At 57.6% G+C, this 19,642-nt stretch carries 16 protein-coding genes and 1 pseudogene; 8 read left to right on the top strand and 9 right to left on the bottom strand.

The features are described 5' to 3' along the window. Nucleotides 1-117: 117 nt before the first annotated feature. Genes ACIQT8_RS04205 through ACIQT8_RS04175 form a run of 7 tightly spaced genes read right to left on the bottom strand, consistent with a single transcriptional unit; the run spans nt 118 to nt 8,138 of the window. Nucleotides 118-1,164: an ABC transporter ATP-binding protein gene (locus tag ACIQT8_RS04205; RefSeq protein WP_400964376.1), complete on the bottom strand. Its 1,047-nt coding sequence runs from the start codon at nt 1,162-1,164 to the stop codon at nt 118-120. After that, nucleotides 1,164-2,141: an ABC transporter ATP-binding protein gene (locus ACIQT8_RS04200; RefSeq protein ID WP_400963843.1), complete on the bottom strand. Its 978-nt coding sequence runs from the start codon at nt 2,139-2,141 to the stop codon at nt 1,164-1,166. The genes ACIQT8_RS04205 and ACIQT8_RS04200 overlap by 1 nt, the downstream gene beginning before the upstream one ends. Next, nucleotides 2,138-3,052, bottom strand: a complete 915-nt coding sequence (locus ACIQT8_RS04195; RefSeq protein WP_400963840.1) for an ABC transporter permease — start codon at nt 3,050-3,052, stop codon at nt 2,138-2,140. The genes ACIQT8_RS04200 and ACIQT8_RS04195 overlap by 4 nt, the downstream gene beginning before the upstream one ends. 3 nt (nt 3,053-3,055) lie before the next feature. Next, nucleotides 3,056-4,030 carry an ABC transporter permease gene (locus tag ACIQT8_RS04190; RefSeq protein WP_072495268.1) on the bottom strand — a complete coding sequence of 325 codons (975 nt, stop codon included), beginning with the start codon at nt 4,028-4,030 and terminating at the stop codon, nt 3,056-3,058. Nucleotides 4,031-4,041: 11 nt separating this feature from the next. Continuing rightward, on the bottom strand, nt 4,042-5,652 hold the full coding sequence (ggt, locus tag ACIQT8_RS04185) for a gamma-glutamyltransferase (protein WP_400963836.1): 1,611 nt from the start codon (nt 5,650-5,652) through the stop codon (nt 4,042-4,044). Beyond that, nucleotides 5,649-6,503 (bottom strand): alpha/beta hydrolase, encoded by an 855-nt coding sequence (locus ACIQT8_RS04180; protein WP_400963833.1) that lies wholly within the window; start codon nt 6,501-6,503, stop codon nt 5,649-5,651. The genes ggt and ACIQT8_RS04180 overlap by 4 nt, the downstream gene beginning before the upstream one ends. 60 nt (nt 6,504-6,563) lie before the next feature. After that, entirely contained in the window at nt 6,564-8,138 is a 1,575-nt protein-coding gene (locus tag ACIQT8_RS04175; protein ID WP_400963830.1) for an ABC transporter substrate-binding protein, read from the bottom strand. Nucleotides 8,139-8,333: 195 nt separating this feature from the next. On the opposite strand from ACIQT8_RS04175, the gene ACIQT8_RS04170 reads away from it, so the two are divergent. Both ACIQT8_RS04170 and ACIQT8_RS04165 read left to right on the top strand, forming a co-directional pair. Then, the gene (locus tag ACIQT8_RS04170) at nt 8,334-9,098 is read left to right on the top strand and encodes an IclR family transcriptional regulator (protein ID WP_400963827.1); all 765 of its coding nucleotides are present in this window, start codon (nt 8,334-8,336) and stop codon (nt 9,096-9,098) included. A gap of 161 nt (nt 9,099-9,259) precedes the next feature. Then, nucleotides 9,260-9,577, top strand: a pseudogene (locus ACIQT8_RS04165) (Tn3 family transposase); the annotation flags it as partial. A gap of 89 nt (nt 9,578-9,666) precedes the next feature. Here the strand turns inward: ACIQT8_RS04165 and ACIQT8_RS04160 are convergent. Together ACIQT8_RS04160 and ACIQT8_RS04155 are read right to left on the bottom strand one after the other, a co-directional pair. After that, on the bottom strand, nt 9,667-10,662 hold the full coding sequence (locus tag ACIQT8_RS04160; RefSeq protein WP_400963824.1) for an MDR family oxidoreductase: 996 nt from the start codon (nt 10,660-10,662) through the stop codon (nt 9,667-9,669). Nucleotides 10,663-10,673: 11 nt separating this feature from the next. Next, on the bottom strand, nt 10,674-11,441 hold the full coding sequence (locus tag ACIQT8_RS04155; protein ID WP_400963821.1) for a FadR/GntR family transcriptional regulator: 768 nt from the start codon (nt 11,439-11,441) through the stop codon (nt 10,674-10,676). A 28-nt stretch (nt 11,442-11,469) separates the two neighbouring features. Between ACIQT8_RS04155 and ACIQT8_RS04150 the strand changes: the two genes are divergently transcribed. The 6 genes from ACIQT8_RS04150 (at nt 11,470) to ACIQT8_RS04125 (ending at nt 19,547) form a co-directional block, all read left to right on the top strand. Then, a complete protein-coding gene (locus ACIQT8_RS04150) occupies nt 11,470-11,715 on the top strand; it encodes a hypothetical protein (protein WP_400963818.1) in 246 nt (81 codons plus the stop codon). Then, the gene (locus tag ACIQT8_RS04145) at nt 11,712-13,109 is read left to right on the top strand and encodes an FAD-binding oxidoreductase (protein WP_400963815.1); all 1,398 of its coding nucleotides are present in this window, start codon (nt 11,712-11,714) and stop codon (nt 13,107-13,109) included. Before ACIQT8_RS04150 ends, ACIQT8_RS04145 begins: the two co-directional genes overlap by 4 nt. A 2-nt stretch (nt 13,110-13,111) precedes the next feature. Continuing rightward, on the top strand, nt 13,112-16,603 hold the full coding sequence (locus ACIQT8_RS04140) for an indolepyruvate ferredoxin oxidoreductase family protein (RefSeq protein WP_400964375.1): 3,492 nt from the start codon (nt 13,112-13,114) through the stop codon (nt 16,601-16,603). Further along, nucleotides 16,600-17,421 (top strand): enoyl-CoA hydratase/isomerase family protein, encoded by an 822-nt coding sequence (locus ACIQT8_RS04135; protein WP_400963812.1) that lies wholly within the window; start codon nt 16,600-16,602, stop codon nt 17,419-17,421. The genes ACIQT8_RS04140 and ACIQT8_RS04135 overlap by 4 nt, the downstream gene beginning before the upstream one ends. Before the next feature lie 48 nt (nt 17,422-17,469). Next, on the top strand, nt 17,470-18,435 hold the full coding sequence (locus ACIQT8_RS04130) for an isopenicillin N synthase family dioxygenase (RefSeq protein ID WP_400963809.1): 966 nt from the start codon (nt 17,470-17,472) through the stop codon (nt 18,433-18,435). Between the two features lie 74 nt (nt 18,436-18,509). Beyond that, entirely contained in the window at nt 18,510-19,547 is a 1,038-nt protein-coding gene (locus tag ACIQT8_RS04125) for an ABC transporter substrate-binding protein (protein WP_400963806.1), read from the top strand. Nucleotides 19,548-19,642 lie beyond the last annotated feature (95 nt).

Raw genomic sequence — 19,642 nt, 5'->3', positions numbered from 1 at the left:
GTGTAGTCTGGCCGTCCTTCGCATCAATCCCTATGATAAAGGTCCCACCTGCTGAATTGGCGAAGGCGCTCGCCGCTAGAGTCTACGACCAGGCGGCTTTTGGTTTTGCTCCTGCAGTCATTGATCGTTAAGATGGCAGGCAGAAAGGTGTCCCGGTGCGACCTGCTTCTTCACCGGTGCTTCGATGCGACAGCGATCCATCGCGAATGGGCAGCGGGGATGGAAGTGGCAGCCCTTCGGCGGGTTGAGCGGGCTTGGCAATTCGCCTTCCACAGGCCTGAAACGGCGTTTCCCGGGTTCGATGCGTGGTACTTCGGAAAGCAACGCCTGTGTGTAGGGGTGATTGGCACGCCTGAAAATTTCCTCAACCGGCGCCTCTTCCACGATCCGGCCGAGATACATGATCGCGACCCGGTCGGAGATGTGTTCGACGACGCCAAGGTCATGGCTGACAAAGAGATAGGTCAGATCCAGCTTGTCGCGCAATTCCATGAAAAGGTTGATGACCTGTGCCTGAATGGAAACGTCGAGAGCTGCAACGCTTTCGTCGCAGACAAGAAACTGCGGCTGTACCGCGAGTGCCCTTGCTATGTTGACACGTTGCCGCTGTCCGCCGGAAAACTGGTGCGGATAACGTTTTTTCATTGCCGGATCGAAGCCGGCGAGTGTCAGGTACTTGTCAACGTAAGCGTTGCGTTCGGATGAAGGCGCAAGGCCATGGGCTTTTGGTGCTTCCCAGAGAAGCTCCTCGACAGTCATGCGGGGATTGAGCGCTGCCATCGGGTTTTGAAAGATCATCTGGGTTGCAAGGCCAAGTTCATGACGCTCTCCCGCGCGCATGGTGTTCCGATCAACGCCTTTCCAGAGCACCTGACCGTCGCTCGGCGAAGTGATGCCGGCAATAACTCTGCCTAACGTTGACTTGCCGCAGCCGCTCTCCCCGACAAGACCGACAACCTCGCCGTTTCGAATTGTCACGCTGACATCATCTAGAGCGTGAACGATTGGCGCAGGTTTGGCGAGCTTCAGCTTGAGCGCGATCTTCGCGGCGAGGTCTGGCTTGGGGCCGAAACGTTGCGAGACATTGCGGGCTTCGATCAGGGGAGAACTGGCCGTAGAGGCGTCGGTGGACGCGTTGATCGTGGGCGCGTTTGTTGCCGTCATCATGCAGTCGCTTTCAATACGGGATGAATACAGCGGAAGGAACGATCCTCGTCAGGAACAAGTAGCGGCATGACGAGACAGCCTTCCGTGGAGCGATCGCAGCGAGTGCGAAAGCTGCAGCCCTGAGGCAGGCGATTGATTGCCGGGGTCATTCCCCTGATTTGGTGCAATGGTTCGCCGCGCCGGTTCTGAGAAGGTACCGATGCGATCAGCCCGGCGGTGTAAGGGTGATGCGGGTCTGTCAGGACCTTGGTGACCGGGCCGGTCTCGACGAGGCGGCCCGCATACATGACCGCTATGTCATCGGCGAGCCGGGAAACTATCGCCAGATCATGGGTAATCCATATCACGGCGGTGTTGGCTTCCTCGGTCAGCCGCTGGAATTCCGAAATGATCTGGCTCTGGATCGTCACGTCGAGAGCAGTTGTCGGCTCGTCTGCGATGATGAGATCCGGTTTGTGCAACAATGCGATTGCAATGGCAACGCGCTGACGCATGCCGCCGGAGAATTGGTGCGGGTAGGCGCTGAGGCGTTCCTCCGGGCTTGGAATTCCGACGAGTGCGAGTGCATCGCGTGATCGCTGGCGTGCCTCGTCCTTTGACACCCTGTCGTGCGCCCGAACAGCTTCTACCATCTGTGTGCCGACAGTCAAAACCGGGTTCAGCGTCATCATCGGGTCCTGAAAAACCATGGCGATACGCTTGCCGCGCAACTGGCGCATTTCTTCATCCGAACAGTTGGCGATATCCCTGCCATCAAAGATGATGCGCCCGCCCGCGACACGACCCGGCTTTTCAAGAAGCCGCATGATTGAGAAGCCGGTCACAGACTTGCCCGAACCGGACTCTCCGACCAGACCGAGCACTCTTCCTCGTTCCAGACTAAAGGACACGTCGTTGACAGCGCGCAGCCCGGGCATTCCTCTGCCACCACCAAATTCGGTGATAAGGTTTTCGACTTTGAGCAAGGCGGTCATGACACGTTCCTCGGGTTGAGGACATCGCGGAGCCGGTCGCCGACGAGATTGATCGCCACGATGGTTACAAGCAGTGCGATGCCTGGGAAAAAGCTGATCCAGTAGAGGCCTGTCAAAAGATACTGATAACCCGTGGAGATCAGCATACCCAGCGATGGCTCAGTCACGGATGCGCCGAGACCAAGGAAGGACAGCGTAGCTTCGAGCCCTATCGCACGTGCCACCTGCATGGTCGCAATGACGATGACGGGTGCGAGACAGTTGGGCAGCAAATGTCTAAACAGGATACGCCAGCCGGGCAGACGTAGCATGCGCGCCGCCTCGATGTATTCTTTCTCGCGTTCGACAAGAGCCGTGCCACGCACGGTGCGGGCGTAGGTCGCCCATTCGGCAATGATAAGAGCGATAACGACGTTGGTAACACCCTTGCCGAGGATTGCCAGCATCATGAGTGCCATCAGGATTGTTGGAAAGGACAGTTGGAGGTCAACCAGGCGCATGATGACCGTTTCAGTGCGCTTGCCCATGTAGGCAGCAAGCAGACCCGCAGTGGTGCCGATGATCGCAGCGGCAAAGGCCGATAAGACACCGACCAGTAACGAGGTGCGAAGACCGTAGAGTATGCCTGACAGAATGTCGCGACCCTGGCTGTCTGTACCGAGGTGATAAACGAGCCCGCTCATCGCCTCGGATCCCGGCGGCAGGCGTCCGTCCATGATGTCGAGTTGCATGAGGTCGTAGGGGTTTTGCGGGGAAATCCAGGGCGCAAGCAGCGCCAGGCAACAGATGATAACGAGCGTTACGAAGCCGACAGCAGCTGCCGGCGACCGGAAGAAATCCGAAACCCCTTTGGCAAGGCGGCTTGGACCCGCATCCAGGGTGGTGCTGTCCTGAGTATTTTGTTGTGACATGGATCAAGCCTTTGCGTCCAACCGGATCCGTGGGTCCAGAATGGTGTAACAGACGTCGATGATGAAGTTCAGCACGACGAAAAGCAGGACCATCATCATCAGGTAGGCGACAATGACGGGACGATCGAGAAGGTTGATGGAATCGATGATCAGCTTGCCCATGCCGGGCCATGCGAAGATGCTTTCGGTGACAACTGAAAAGGCGATGAGCGATCCGAATTCCAGTCCGATAATGGTAACGACGGGGATCATCAGATTTTTCAGCACATGGACAGCAATAACGCGGCGTTCGCGAAGCCCCTTGGCACGTGCAAACTTCACGTAATCCTGGGGTAGGACCTCCTGAACGCCGGCACGGGTAAGACGCATGATCAGCGATGTCTTGAATAGGGCGAGGTTAAATGCGGGCAAAAGCAGATGGCGGAGCCCCTCGCTGGTCAGGAACGACCATTGCCCTCCTAAAAGCTCCACGGTTGGGCCGCGCCCGTTTGTCGGAAGCCAACCAAGCTCGACGGAAAAGACCATGATCAGCATCAGTCCGACCCAGAACGTTGGCAGGGAGAAGCCGAGGATCGACCCGGTCATAATCAGTTTGGAGGACACTCTGTTCGGGTAAAGGCCCGCATAAAGACCAAGTGGCAAACCGACGATGATCGCAATGCTCAATGCGGTGACCGCGAGCTCCAGCGTCGCTGGCAGTCTCTCGAGGATGAGGCCGAGAGCAGGGCGACCGTAAACGAAGCTGTCGCCGAAATCTCCGTGCAGCAATCCCTGCAGAAAAACCAGATATTGCTTCCACAGCGGCTGATCGAGCCCGTAATGTGCGATAACCCGCGCACGCTCTACCTGATTGGCATCCGGATTGATCAGGATATCGACCGGATTGCCGATTACGTTGACGCCGATGAAGACGATGACTGTCATCGCCACGATAACGAATAGCGCCTGTATTAGTCGTCTGATGATGGAAGTGATCATGGAACCTTTCCCTACGCGACGGAGATCGCCATGCCGTCCCGCTGTGGATCGGCAGCGCCTTTCGACGTGCCATCTTCAACCTTGATTGCGTGAACTGCGGCGAAGGCATAGGTCTGTGGAGACCTTGCCACATTGTAGCCCTGCGCTTTCAGTTCGTCCTCGACAGAGTGGCGGATGCGGTTGCTGATGTCGATCGTGTTCGATACGCCGACGATCCGCGGGGCTGAGACGGCTTCGAGAACGGTCATGTCGAAATCGATCATGTTCATGAGGCACTGCGCCACGGCAGGCGCTATATAGCTGCCGCCTGGCGCGCCGATGACGATGTTCGGTTTCCCATCCTTGAAAACGATGGTGGGTGCCGCTGAGCTTGGGCGGCGTTTGCCGGGCGCAATCGAGCCGGGCTTTCCGGGAACCGGGTTGAAGCGGCTCATCGTGCCATTATACATGAAGCCCAGTCCGTCGGTGATGGCGCCGGAGGGACTGCCAAGCGTGTGGGTCATCGCGACCGCGTTGCCATCCTTGTCGATAACCGAAATATGCGTTGTATCACGCTGTGAGCGGTCAAGCCGGTCGACATTGGCAACGTCACCCGCTTTGATCGAACAAGCCAGCGCCTGTGCATGGTTTTCGGAAAGAAGATTTTCGTAAGGGACGTCCACATAGAGCGGGTCGCCCATATGCGCATCCTTGTCGATTGTCATGCGTTTCATGGCTTCGAACAGGATACGGACGTGTTCTGCGCTGCTATGCTGCATCTTTGCGACGTCGAACTGTTCCATGATGTGGAGGAGTTCAAGCATCGGGAAGCCGGAGCCTGGGGGAGGCGATGTAGCGATGCGGTTGCCACGATAGGAACCCCAGACGGGTGCGACACGCGAAAGTTCGTATCGGGCGAGATCCTCCTTGTCTATCAGGCCGCCATTTGCCTCGAAATCGGCTGCGATCTGCTCGGCCAATTCGCCGTGATAGAAAATGTCGGAGCCGCCACTTTTGGCAATCCTCTCGAGCGTATCCCCCATATCGCGGTTGACGAGCATTTCGCCCACATTTTTCAGCGAGCCGTCCTCGTTGAAATACACCCTCCGACCCGTCTTGGAAAATCGTAACTTGTCGAGCGTGTTGGCAAAACCGTCGCCCGACTGGTCCTTCGACCAGTACCAGTGCATGTGGCTTCGGATCATGAAGCCATCGCGGGCGAGCTTGACGGCGGGCTTGATCAGGTCTGCCCAGTCAAAGGTGCCATAGTCGCGAAGGGCCGTCTCGTATCCTTTGAGGGACCCCGGCGTGCAGACGGCATGATAACCGATGTCGGAGATATTACCCTCGAGTACATAGCCGAAACCGTCTCGGCTCTGATGCAGGATCTTGTCCAGCCACATGTCGGGCGTCGCCTTGAGCGATGCCCGTGCATAAAATTCGAGAATCTCGTGCACGCCTTTTTTCGGCATGTAGACATGCATCGACCCGAAGCCGCCGATGCCGGCCATTTGCGGGTCTACGACACCTTGCACGAAGGCACAGGCAAGCGCTGCGTCTATTGCATTGCCTCCGCGTTCGAGGACTTCTGCGCCTGCTTCAACTGCTTCTGGCTGGGGCGCTACGATGGTTGCGTTTCTCATTTTGCGCGGCGATCCTTCAAAACCCTGGCCAGGAAGGCCTTGACGTGGCCGAGCACCTTAATGCGGTCATGGGATACGCCCTTGACGGTGTCGAAGGTCACATCAACGCCCGCGTCGCGAAACGATGTGGCAAGCGAGGCGAGCCGCTCCGGGCGAGTGCTGCCCGCATCATTTGCGCCTTCCATGTAATATTTGCCGCCCGGTTTGTGGGTAATTTCCCAGGTTTCCAGATCGGCGTCGCCGACCACCATCTGTACTGGCACCCTTGCCAGTTCTTTCGGCTGGAAAGCTTTGCCAAACCGCGTTTCAAGATCGCGGATGCCGACCCACCAGTCGCGGTTCGGATCAAGAAGCGTTACGGAACCCGGTGCGCCGATTGAGGCTGCCCAGAGTTTTTCCGGGTGCAGGATCGCAAAGCGGTGGGTGAAATGGCCGCCGCCGGAAAACCCGAAAATTGCAAATTTCGACCAGTCCTGCCGATACTTTTCGGCCATCTCCTCGACCATGGCGATGACCACCTGGTCGTAGCGGATGTCGCCTTCTTCCAGGAATTTGTAGCCCGAGCGGGCCCCGTCTCCAAACACGCCGACAGGAAAGATCGGACATAGGATGGCGCAGTCGTTGTAAAGGCCAAATTCGGCAAATCCGTCACGGAAATCGAGGGCCGAGGTGCGGCCGGTTCCATGGATTGCAACGAGCAGATCGAGCTTTCGCCCATCAGCAGCCGTCGGCGGGACGTAAAGAACCATATGAAGGCGGGGGTCGACCTTTGAGGCAAAGATTGCCGTTGAGCCGAAGTCATAGATAGCCTTCGCCCGAGCGATGGCTTCGCCCGTTCCAAGTTCCTGCATGAATGTCTCCTGGGGATATGATGGCGGGGCCGCTAGAAGACGACCCCTTTTTTTGTCGGGTCAGTTCGCCGGCTGTACTTCGTAGGCGAGCGTGTATTTGTCGCCGCGCGGCTTATAGGAAACCGTCTTCTTGGCGCCGAGCACGACATTTTCGTAATGCATGGGCAGAAGCCAGAGGTTATCGAACGTCTGTACTGACAGTTCTTCGAGGAGCGGCTTGCGCTCTGCCTCATCGAGGGTAGAGCTTGCCTTGGCGAGCACGTCGTCGATCTTAGCGTCCGATACGCCTCCACCGTTGTAGCGGCCCGTCCCCTTCTTTTCGTCACGGCTTGCGACGAGGGCAACGGTCGGGTTGGTAGTCTCACCCGTGTTGACACCCCAGGAGCCGAGATAGACGCTGTAGGTACCCTTGGAATAGGCTTCGGAGTACATCGACCAGGGCATGACCTCTACCTTGGTCTTGATGCCGATACGGGTAAACATCTGCCCAACGGCCTGCAAGACTTCTGCATCCTTCACGTAGCGACCAGACGGGCCATGCAGTGTGAGGCTGAAACCATCAGGATATCCTGCCTCGGCCAGAAGCGCCTTGGCTGCCGCCGGATCGTATTTGATCGCTTCAACCTTGCTCGAGTGACCGGCATAGCCATCAGCCACGAACTGATCGGCAACCGTACCGTTCTTCTGCATGACGCGATCGACAATTGCCGGCCGATTGATCGACATCAGCATGGCCTTGCGAACACGTATGTCCTTTAAGGGATTCTTGTCGAGGTCGGAGCCGTTGGACGCCTTGACGAAGGGCGAGGCCTCGCGGCTGACGTCAATACCCATGTAGACGAAACGCGACGACTGACCATTGACGATCTGAAGCTTTTCGCTGGATTCGACACGGGCCATGCCGTCGGCCGGCAGGGTTTCGATGATGTCGATCTCGTTGGACAGGAGAGACGCCAGACGTGCGCCATCGTCGGGAAGGAAGCGCAGTGTGACATTCGACCAGTGCGAGGGACCGGCAAAGTAACTATCGTTGCGCTTGACGGTCAGATTGCTGCCCGGCTGGTAGGAAACGAAAGAATAGGCGCCAGTGCCAATTGCGCATTTGCCGTTGTCGAAATCTGTCACCGGCGCATCCTTACAGTCAGCACTGATGATGCGAATGCGGCTGACGGAATTGAGAAGCAGTGGGTCCGGAACCTTCGTTTCAATGACGACAGTCAACGGATCCTTGGCTGTGACATTGGCAATATTGCGGGTGTAGGACGCAAAGCCCTGGCTCGGCTTGTCTCGCGCCCGCAAAAGAGAGGCGACGACGTCGTCGGCATTAAACTCGCTGCCATCGTGAAATTTTACGCTGTCACGAAGCTTGAATTCCCAATGGGTCGGGTCGACAGCTTTCCATTCCGTCGCAAGTTCTGGTGCGTTGGACGATGTGCCGGTCAGATTGATAAGACTGTCCCAGATATGTCGCGAGGTCGCGTTGTTCGGTGCGGAACTGTCCTCATGCGGATCGAGCGTTGTCGGTGTTGTCGACATGCCGATTGTCAGTGGTGCTTCCTGCGCCGCTACCATTGCGGGAATAGCAATTGTGCCGAGCAGCGCAAACGCTGCCCGCTTCAAAGTCGTTGCGACCATTGTGTTCAATCCCAGTTTTGCGTTCCAAAGCCGACCTTCGCAAGGCCAGAGCGAGTGGGTTCCCGTCCACTCGTGAGCAGAATTGGTAAAGCGTGGCAAACGAGTGTGTCAAACAGAAAACAAGTGTGTTACGGCTGTCGTAACAATTTTTGACGCTGTTTATCAAGCGTCCAAAGGGTAGGGTTATTTCGAAAAATGGATGACGATCAAAGTGAAAAAAACAATATAATACAGTCTGTTGATGTCTGTATTGACGTGCTTCTCAACGTGGCGAAAAACCCGGACATCAGACTGACGGAGATTGCCCGTAACATCGAGGAGACCAAGCCGAGAATTTTGCGAATGTTACGCACAATGGAACGGCGTGGACTGGTTCGGAAAAGCGACAATGGCACTTATCGGCTTGGCACGACAGCAATCGTGCTTGGAACTGCCGCATCGACGCAGGTCGATCTGGTGCGCATCGCCAACCCCATTCTTGAAGAACTGGGCCAGAAGGCGAATGAGACCACCCAGTTGCGCATCATTGATAATGGGGAATCGTTGTGCATCGCCAAATTCGAACCGATGCGTGATCTGCGCGTGCAGGCAATGATCGGGCGTCGAAGGCCGCTTACGGCGGGATCCTACAAGGTGCTTCTTGCTTATCTTCACCCCCAGGTTCAGCAACAGATGATACCTGAGGTTTTGCCGAAATTGACCAAAAGGACGATCACTGACCGCAAAAAGCTGATTTCCGAACTGGAAAAGATCAAGCGCCAGGGATTCTGCGTCAGTTTCGGGGAGGTCAGTGAACAGCTCGTTTCGGTATCGGTGCCTGTCCTCGCGTTCGACGGGTCGGTGATTGCCGCCGTCAATGTCGGAGCGCCGGCATTTCGCACCCAAAGAAGCGATGTAGACCGTTTTATCGTCCTGCTTAAAGACGCATCCAGCAAAATCTCGGCCCGGCTTGGTTGGTAGGCAAGTAAAACCAGATCGCGCGCAAATCCTCAACGGGGTGAGCCGGTAGCGCCGCCGTGTCAGTAGGTGTATTTAGGCACTGTGTTGATCGGGAGAGGCAAAGCTGATTATGCTGAAGGAATAGGGAATCTGCATGCCGTAGTGGTGACGGAACCCGGAAATGCGCCCGAGCGCTGGTTTTCTACCGTCTCGCAGAGCTGCGGGATCGAACCTTCGAAAGCCAGTTATATATGGCGTCCGGGTCGAACCTGTTAATAAACGCCATCGTCTACTGGAGCACCTCTTTCTCGAACCGGCATTCGCCGAACACGATCACGAAGGCATCGCTACGCCTCCGGATATAGTCAAACAGATCACTCCATTCGGGTTGGCAGCATATCAGCCTGACCGGAGACTACATCTGGACCCCGAAGTATAGCATTTATCCTACACCGCGGGGGCGGGAACCCTCTATTCTCGCTGCATGCTCAGATATCTGACAGATTCCCCACTCTCGTGTCTTGATGCCAGACAAGCGGATAGTTCGATGCGCCGCCAACGTCAGACCATTGTTCATTGAGCCTGCGTCTCAGGTGGTGACATCTACAACCACGCGGCCACGGATTTTACCTGCGAGAATGTCATCGGCTAGTGTTGGCAGCGCCGACATCGGCTCCAGACGTGTCATTTCCGCGAGATGAGCGGCATCGAGCGTTTGCGCCAGCGTCTGCCAAGCGCGCTCACGCCTTGCATGCGGTGCCATGACTGAATCGATCCCGAGCAGCGCCACACTGCGCAAAATATGTGGGAGTACGGTGCTGGGAAGATCGGCGCCGCCCGCAAGGCCGCAGGCCGCAACAGCGCCGCCATAAACGGTTTGGGAAAGGACGTTGGCAAGCGTCGTGGAACCAACGGAATCCACTGCACCCACCCAAAGTTCCTTTTGCAGCGGGCCGCCCTTTTCGGTGAGCGTCGCACGATCGATGAAGGCGCTGGCGCCAAGTCGCGCGAGATACTCATGTGTTTCGGCGCGTCCCGTCGAAGCGGTAATCGTGTAGCCCTTCTTTGCTAGAAGGCTGATCGCGACGGAGCCGACACCACCAGCCGCACCCGTAACCAGTACAGGTTTGCCTGCTGTGGTGGAAATGCCCCAATCTTCAAGCGCATTGACGCACAGCGCAGCGGTATAACCTGCCGTGCCGATGGCCATCGCCTGTTCCAATGAGAAGGCGTCAGGCAGGGCGATCAGCCATTCGGCCTTGACGCGCTGATAGCGTGTGTAACCACCCCATTCTGTTTCGGACAAGCCGTAACCGTTCACGATAACGCGGTCGCCAGCTTTCCATTGCGGAGAACGCGATTCCACCACCGTTCCGGCAAGATCAATACCGCCAACCATCGGAGTGCGGCGCGCGATGCGTCCCTTGCCGGAAATCGCCAGACCGTCCTTGTAATTGACTGTGGAGTAAGCCACCTCGACCAGCACGTCGTGATCGGGCAGGTCCGCAAGTGAAATTTCCCTGAAGCCGCTTTTCGGCTTGCCGTCCACGGCGTCAATAACCATCGCGGTGAATGTGTCAGTCATTACGTTCCCTTTTATGTGTTTTCCGTCTTTGCGGTTTTTTCCTGCTCACGCGTTGCGCGGGCATCAAGCGCCGCGTTGTAGCTGTTGCGGATGTAGTCCAGCAGCGATGTCAGCGCATCTGTCGCCGCGGTCGCGTCACGGGCGGTCACCGCATCGAGAATGCGCTGGTGAAACGCCGAAACCTGCCGGCGCTCGCGAACCCGGAACACGATCATGTTCGTCACCGGAATGAAGGATTCGATGACCGTGTACATCATCAGTTTAAGCGGGCCGTTGGCGGTGGAATCCACCAGCGCACGATGAAACCGCACATCCGATGCACAGAAGTCTTCGTCACTGAGATCGGCATTCTGCTGAACGAGAATTTCGGCTGCCATGGCCTTTAGCTGGTCGTCATGACGGTTCTCGCAGGCGAGGCGGCAACAGATCTTCTCCGTTTCGAGGCGTGCGGTGATGATTTCGTCAATATCGAAGGCGCCGATGCCGACCAGCAGTGTTGCAGCCCCGGTGATAGCTTTGGAAAGCCCCTCCGGATCGGGACGTTTTACGAAGTTGCCGCCTTGCGGGCCACGGCGGGAATGAATGAGGTTCTGGGCAGCAAGTCTTTTCAGTGCTTCGCGCACGGTGGGGCGCGATATGCCGAAGCTGCGGGCAAGGTCGTCTTCTGTAGGCAATCGCTCATCGATCTTCAGCCGTCCGTCCATGATGGCGGAACGAATATTCTCTGCCACCTGCTTGGCGATGCCGGATCTTACAACCTCGTCATATCTCAGATTCATGGCGCGCATCCTTCCCTTGAAACCATTGATGGCACGGCTTTCAGAAAAACGCCATAGCTATTTAAATATAGGTTTGACAAATATCGGATTGGCGATAACCTGCCTCGCAGATCCATATAACCAGGGGAACAAAAATTGGTGGGGATCGCTACTAAAGGGCAAAATACGCCCGAAAACCGTGATTTTTTGCAACATCATGCCTTGGCGGATGCAAGGCTGGTGCCTGCAAGTGAAAGCCCTGATGGCCGGAATAATCCGGCTGAACGGGCAATGAAAATTGCGCGCCAACTCGAGAGCGGACTAGACGCAAAAGGCATTCTCACCGGCCCGGATATCGGCGCCGGCTATTGCGGTGACTCAACGGATGAGAAGGGTTCTGCACCTTTGGTTGTGTTCCGGCCTGTCGATACGGCGGGTGTAGCTGCCGTTCTCACAGCCTGCCATGGAAGCGGACAGCCTGTCGTCGTCCAGGGCGGTCGTACTGGCCTCTCCGGTGGCGCCCGCCCCATGGCGGATGAGGTGTCGCTGTCTCTCGAGCGGATGCGTGCCGTTGGCGTGGTTGATCGGATGTCCGGCAGTGTCGTTGTCGAGGCGGGCGCGACCTTGCAGGCCGTTCAGGAAGCAGCTGACTCGGCTGGTATGATGTTCGGCGTCGATATCGGCGCACGTGGTAGTGCGACCATCGGGGGCAATATTGCCACAAACGCCGGCGGTATCCGGGTTCTGCGCTACGGCATGTTTCGCGCCCAGGTTCTTGGGCTTGAAGCGGTCCTGGCGGATGGAACAGTTATTTCCAGCCTCAAGGGGCTTCCCAAGGACAATTCCGGTTACGATCTCGGCCAGATGCTGATCGGTACCGAAGGTACGCTGGGTGTCGTTACCCGCGCGTGTCTCAGGCTGCATCCGCGCCCTTTGGTGCAGGCCAATGCATTTTGTGCCTTGCCGTCGCTTGGTGCGGCCATAGAGTTGTTGCAGACGCTGCGTGCGCGTCTCGGCTCGCTGCTTTCGGCGTTCGAGGTGATTTTTCCGCCTGTTTATGAGGGTGTGCTGGCGCATTCCGGTGTGACCGCGCCTGTTGCAGCGGGTGCTGGTGTTTATGCCCTGGTTGAGATTCACGGCCAGAACGAGGCAGAGGACGAGGATCGTTTCAAAGCGTTACTGATGGAGCTTTATGAAGGCGGAACGATCTCGGATGTCGCCGTTTCTTCGTCCGGTCGCGAATATGCTGCCATCTGGGCTCTGCGCGAAGGGGCAAGCGAGTTCATTTTCAGCATGGATAATGTATCTGGTTTCGACGTGAGTCTGCCGCTCTCATCCATGCAGGAGTTTCTCGACAGTGCGGCGGCCTTAGTCAGCGCTTGCGACCCGAACGCACAGCTTTATATTTTCGGCCATCTGGGTGATGGCAATCTGCACTATCTCGTTCGTTCGACGTATCACGATGCGATTGCTGATGCAGTGTTTGCCGCCGTCGCACAGTTCGGCGGCGCGGTTTCAGCCGAACATGGCATTGGGCAGGACAAGAAAAAATGGCTGCCGCTGGTGCGCACATCAGGCGATATGGCGGTAATGCGCCGCCTCAAAGCAGCACTCGATCCCGAGAATATTCTCAATCCCGGCCGTGTTTTTGACGCGTTCCCTGCTGTAATCGCGCCGGAGGGTGCATGACCATGACTGTCGAAACACCCCACGCCACCGCAAAAGCTCCAGCTCTTGATGATCGCTATACGCTGGAAAGTGGAAAGATTCTCGTTTCCGGCACGCAGGCCCTGGTGCGTTTGCCGATGGTGCAGCGCCAGCGCGATCTGGCGAAGGGGCTGAACACCGCCGGATATGTCTCCGGTTACAGGGGCTCGCCGCTTGCGAGCTTTGACCGCGAAATGGCGCGGGCACAGAAATATCTGGATGAGCATCATATCCGTTTCCGCCCTGGTCTGAATGAAGACATGGCAGCAACGGCGGTGTGGGGTACGCAGCAAACAGCCATGTTCCCCGGTGCGCGTTACGACGGCGTTTTTTCCATGTGGTATGGCAAGGGGCCGGGCGTTGACCGGACCATGGATGTCATTCGCCATGCCAATGCTGTCGGCACCAACCCGAATGGCGGCGTTTTGCTGCTGGTGGGTGACGATCACGGGGCGGTGTCTTCGACACTGCCGCACCAGAGCGAGCATAATCTGATCTCAGCCATGGTGCCGCTGCTCTCGCCTGCTGGCGTGCAGGAGTATATCGATTACGGCCTGCTGGGTTGGGCGATGAGCCGCTATTCAGGCGCATGGGTTGGCTTCAAGTGTCAGACGGAAATCGTCGAGTGCACGGCGACCATCGAGCTTGATCCACTCAAGCCCCAACTCGTTTATCCCGGCAAGGCGGGTGAATACTCCTTGCGTTGGCCGGACGGCCCGCACGCCATGGAACTGCGGTTAGAAAACAAGATGGCGGCGATCCATGATTTTGCGCGGGCCAACGGCATCGACCGCGCTGTCTGGTCGCCAGCCTCCGGCAAGGCGCGCCTCGGCATCGTTTCCACCGGCAAATCCTGGCTTGACCTGATGGGGGCACTGAACCGTCTCGGCATAGACGAGCGCCGTGCCGCTGAACTTGGCATTCGCCTCTACAAACTCGGTCTTGTCTGGCCGATAGAGCCGGAGCGCATTTCGCGTTTCGCCAGCGAGGTGGAAAACCTTCTGGTGGTCGAGGAAAAGCGCCCGATCATAGAAGACCAGATCAAATCGCTGCTCTTCAACATGGATGCTGACAGGCGCCCCCGCGTGTTTGGTAAAAGCGGCACCAATGGCGCACCGCTCCTGCCGGTGACGGGCGAAATCAATGACGTTTCCGTAGCGGCAGCCATCATGGCGATCTTCGGCACTGGGGATACGCAGCTTCAGGCTCGGGCTATCGGTGTTGAGGCCATCGTTGCCGCCAGCGCTGTTGAGACACCGGCTTTGAAGCGCGATCCCTATTTCTGTTCCGGCTGTCCGCACAGTGTTTCAACCCGCCTGCCGGAAGGTAGCCGCGCCTCCACCGGCATCGGTTGCCACATGATGGTCATCGGGCTTGAGGAACGCAACACCTCCACCTTCACGCAGATGGGCGGTGAGGGCGGTTCCTGGATCGGGCTTTCGCAATTCACCGACGAGAAGCATATTTTCGTCAATATGGGCGACGGCACCTATTTTCATTCGGGCGTGCTGGCCATCCGTGCCGCCATAGCTGCCAAAGTCAACGCCACCTACAAGATCCTTTACAATGATGCCGTGGCCATGACCGGTGGCCAGAAACATGATGGCGAAGTGACTGTTCCGGGCATCGTTGGCCAGATGCTGGCGGAAGGTGTCGCACGGGTAGCAGTCGTCGCTGAAAGGCCGGAAGTCTGGCAGGGCAACCTGCCAAAATCCGTCACCGTCAACCATCGCGATGAACTGGATGCGGTGCAACGCGAACTGCGTGATATGGAAGGCGTGACGGTACTTGTCTATGATCAGGTCTGTGCGGCTGAAAAGCGCCGCCGCCGGAAGCGTGGCAAGCTCGCGGTTTCCGACAAACGCGCCTTCATTAACGAGTTGGTGTGCGAAGGCTGCGGCGACTGTTCCGCCGTGTCCAACTGCATTTCGGTGGAGCCGCAGGAAACGGAATTTGGCCGCAAGCGCCGCATCAACCAATCGAGTTGCAACACCGACCTTTCCTGTCTCAAGGGCTTTTGTCCGAGTTTCGTGACCATCGAAGGTGGTACGCTGCGCAAGCCTGCGGCGAAGGCGGGCAAGGTGTCGTTCGATGATCTGCCGCTACCTGTGCTGAAAACACTTTCCGGTCAGCCTTATAATATGCTTCTGGCCGGTATCGGAGGCACGGGTGTCATCACCGTCAGCGCCATTCTCTCCATGGCGGCGCATCTTGAAGGGCTGGCCGTCCAGACGCTCGACCAGACCGGACTGGCCCAGAAAAATGGTGCAGTCGTCTCGCATTTGCGGGTGGCGAAGGAAGCCGCCGATCTCAACTCGGTGCGTATCGGTCCCGGCGAAAGCGATCTGGTACTGGGCTTCGATATCGTTGTTTCTGCTGGCAAGAACGCGCTTTCCACCTTCTCTGAAGGGCGCACGAAGGCGGTGCTGGACGATCATTTCGCGCCTACCGCATCCTTCGTGCAGAATACGACGCTCGATTTCCGCCAGGGCGCAACGCTCAAGGCACTGCGAAAAGCGGCAGGCGAAGATGCCGTGAACCTTGTCGCGGCCACGAAACTTGGCGCTGCCCTGATGGGCGATGCGATTGCCGCCAACATGTTCCTGCTCGGCCATGCCTGGCAGCGCGGCCTTGTGCCGATCAGCCTTGCCGCAATCGATAAGGCAATCGAGCTGAATGGCACGGGTGTCGGCATGAACCGCGCCGCTTTTGGCTGGGGTCGTCGTTCGGTTGTCGAACCGGAAACTGTCCTCGACGCGGCGGGTCTGGGTAAGGCGAAGGAGGAGGTTACGGAAACACTCGACAGCATCATTGAGCGCCGTGCCGACTTCCTGACCGGATACCAGAGCGCAGCATATGCTCGCCGATACCGTAAGTTGGTGGAGATTGCCCGCAATGCAGAAACCGCCGTTGGCGGCGATGCTTTCGCCACTGCTGTTGCCCGCAACGCCTTCAAGCTCATGGCCTACAAGGATGAGTACGAAGTGGCACGCCTGCACCGCGATACCAGTTTTCGCGACAGGATTGCCGCGCAGTTTGAGGGTGATTTCACCATCAGGCATCACCTTGCGCCGCCCATGCTCTCACGCAAGCTCGACAAGCGGACTGGAAATCCGGCCAAGATCGCCATTGGCGAGAAGATCATGACGCCGGCCTTCGGTGTGCTGGAGAAGCTGAAGTTCCTGCGCGGTACGCCGTTTGATCCTTTCGGCTACACCCATGAGCGACGTGAAGAGCGCCGCTTGATCCGCGACTATGACGCGCTGGTGCGCGACTTGTCGGCCTCCCTTTCGGCAGAAAATCTGGAAAGCGCGGTGTCGCTTGCAGGTTTGCCTGAAGAGATCAAGGGCTTCGGCCCGGTCAAGAGGGCGGCCATCGAGCGTTATGAAATGACGAGGGCGGCTTTGCTGTCGCCTGCGCCTGCGGCGCCTGCTGCGGGTACCGAAGAGACGATTGCAACAAGGAAAAGCGTATGAGCACGACCGGCGATTTCGAGACGATCCTTTATGAAAAGGACGCCCAGGACAAGTTTGCGACGATCACGATCAACCGTCCGGAAAAGCTCAATGCCATGAACAAGACCACTGTGCGTGAGATCGATCGCGCCGTGGCGATGGCGGTGGCTGATCCCGATGTCAACGCGCTGGTTCTGACTGGCGCGGGCCGTGCCTTCTCTTCCGGTTACGATTTGCAGGGTGCGGATTACGATGTCGATATCGAGGACTGGCACGCCGATATGGCGGAAAACGCCCAGTCGCTGCTGAATATCTGGAAAGCGCCGATCCCGGTCATCGCCTCGGTGAACGGTTATGCGCTGGCGGGCGCGCTGGAACTGGTCATGGCCTGCGATCTGGCGATTGCCGCCGACAATGCGAAATTCGGCGAGCCGGAAGTGCGACACAATTCCGGCCCGCCCGCGCTGTTCATGCCCTGGCTTCTGGCGACGCGCGACGTGCGCTGGCTGATGTATACGGGCGATGTGGTGGATGCGGACGAGGCGTTGCGCATGCACCTTATCAACCGCATCGTGCCTGCCGATCAGCTCAAGGAAAAGACCGAAAACCTGGCCCGCAAGTTGGCGCGCATGCCGGTTCCGGCCATCAAGTTCGCCAAGGCGTCCATCAACAACCAGCAGATGGCGGCGGGGCTGATGACTTCGTTCGACTACAACATCCATGCCATTGCCGCGCTGCATGTCAGCAAGGACGGCCGCGAATGGATGCGCAATCTCCAAAAAATGACGCTGAAGGAATATCTCGAATTCCGCGATGCGCCGTTCAAGGGACTGGACTGAGCCAGTCCGCCATCCGCCACGTCCTTTTTCATCTGACAGAGGTTTCTGATGCAGACCGCCCCTTCACAGGCAGAGAATGCTCCGGCCATTCCGGTTATCGATGTTGCCCCCTTCATCAATGGTACCGAAGGCGCTGACGATGTTGTGCGCGCTATTGAAAAGGCATGCCGCGAAACCGGTTTTTTCCTCGTTACCGGCCATGGTGTTTCGAAGGAGATCACATCGCGGCTTTACAATCTCGCCCGCGATTTTTTCGATGAGCCGCAGGATTGGAAAAAGCATCAGGGCAGGGGTACCGGTGTCGAAGGTGGTATGGCGTTCTCGCCGATTGCCGATGAAGCGCTTAGCGCAACGCTCGGCATCAAGACACCCGGAGACTACAAGGAAAGCCTCAACTTTGGCCTGCGCCTGCCGGGCGATGCATGGGTATCGAAACCGGAGGGGCTTGAGGCGGCCTTCCGTGCCTATTTCGCGGAGATGGAAACGCTGGCGAAACATCTGCGCCGCGCGTTTTGTCAGGCGATCGGACTTGAGGCGGACTATTTCGAAAGAGCTTTCGACAATCACCTTTCGGCGCTCAGGGTTATCAATTATCCCGAACAGACTGAGACACCGCTGCCTGGTCAGCTTCGCGCCGGGGTTCACACTGACTACGGTTTCATGACCATCCTTCGTTCGGAAGCTTCGCCCGGCGGATTGCAGGTGCAGACCCGCGCCGGAGAATGGCTGGATGCGCCGAATGTCGAGGGTGCCTATGTGGTCAATATCGGCGATGCATTCATGCGCTGGTCGAATGACGAGTGGGTTTCCACCCCGCACCGGGTCGCCAATCCACCAGGTGCTTTCAAAGGCACGACGCGTCGTCAGTCCATTCCGTTTTTCCTCAATCCGTCGCGAGACACGGTTATTGAATGCCTGCCACCCTTTGCCGCGAGAGGGGCCGCGAAATACGAGCCGATAAGCTACGGCGACTACATTGCACTGAAAACCAGCCAGGCGTTCAGCAAGGGTTGATGGCAGGAAGCGAAATATCGCCCGCCACGACCAATGCCGCGAACCGATGTCACTTGAGAACAAGGGGAACAACCATGATGAATTTCAACAGACGGCAGCTTCTGGCGGCCATGGGTGGAATGGCAGCAGCCGGCGTGGCCGGACTTCCTGTCCGCGCTCAGGAAAAAACATTGATCGTGCCGACACTTGGCGGCGCGTGGGAGCAGTTCTGGCGCTCGGAGCTTGCGCCGGCATTCACCAAACAAAGCGGAGCCGCCGTCACGCTCGATGCCGGGAACGGTCGTGTGTGGAGTGCCAATCTGCGCGCTGCCGGTGCTCAGAAGCCGCCTTATTCTATCCTGATGACCAATGAGGCTTTTGCATCGAGCCTGCGCAAGGAAGGCTTTTTCGAGAAGCTCGATCTGACGAAACTGTCAAACTACAACGATCTCTACCCGCTGGCGAAAAAGACCGATGGCTGGGGCGCGGTTGCCATGGTGTCCCCCATCGGCCTTGCCTATCGCACCGATATGGTCAAGACGCCGCCGAAGGGCTGGAAGGATCTGTGGGAAAACCCGGAGTTCAAGGGGCGCATCGGTCTTTACAACTTCGCCAACACGGCCGGTAAGATGGAACTGATGCTGGCTTCGAAAATCTTCGGCAAGGATCAGTACGATATCGATGCCGGGTTCAAGGCGTTCGAAAGGCTCGGCCCGGTCATTCAGGCGGATTTCAACCTCTCGACTGGCATCGCATCGGGCGAGTTCGTGGTCGCGCCTTTCGACTTTGGCGAAGTGGCGCGCCTGCGTGCGCAAGGCTTGCCCATTGATATCGTCGTGCCGGAGGAAGGGCTTCTGATGTTCGATCAGACTCTGAACATTCTGGCGAACGGCCCGGAAAAGGAGCTGGCTTATGAATATGCCAATTTCCTTCTCTCGCCCGAAGGACAGGTTCCGCTGATGAAGCAGTTCTTCGTATCACCCACCAATTCGAAGGTGGTGGTGCCGGATGACCTCAAGAAAGACGTGCCGATTTCGGGTGACATGATGGACAGGATTCTGACCTGGGACTGGAACTTCATGAACGAAAAGCAGGCCGGTTTCGCAGAAACCTGGGCGAAGGTGCTGAAGTAATCGCAGTGCCAGAAGCGGGGGCGCAAAACGTGGCCCCGCATACCGCCGGTTTCCGGCCAGCAGATATCGCAGCGTTCAGAAGGTGGAAGAACGAT

The organism is Agrobacterium sp. NPDC090273 (genome assembly GCF_044772305.1).
GTDB lineage: Bacteria > Pseudomonadota > Alphaproteobacteria > Rhizobiales > Rhizobiaceae > Agrobacterium.
The sequence above is the reverse complement of the archived record's forward strand: the minus strand, read 5'-3'. Positions and strand labels throughout refer to the sequence as shown.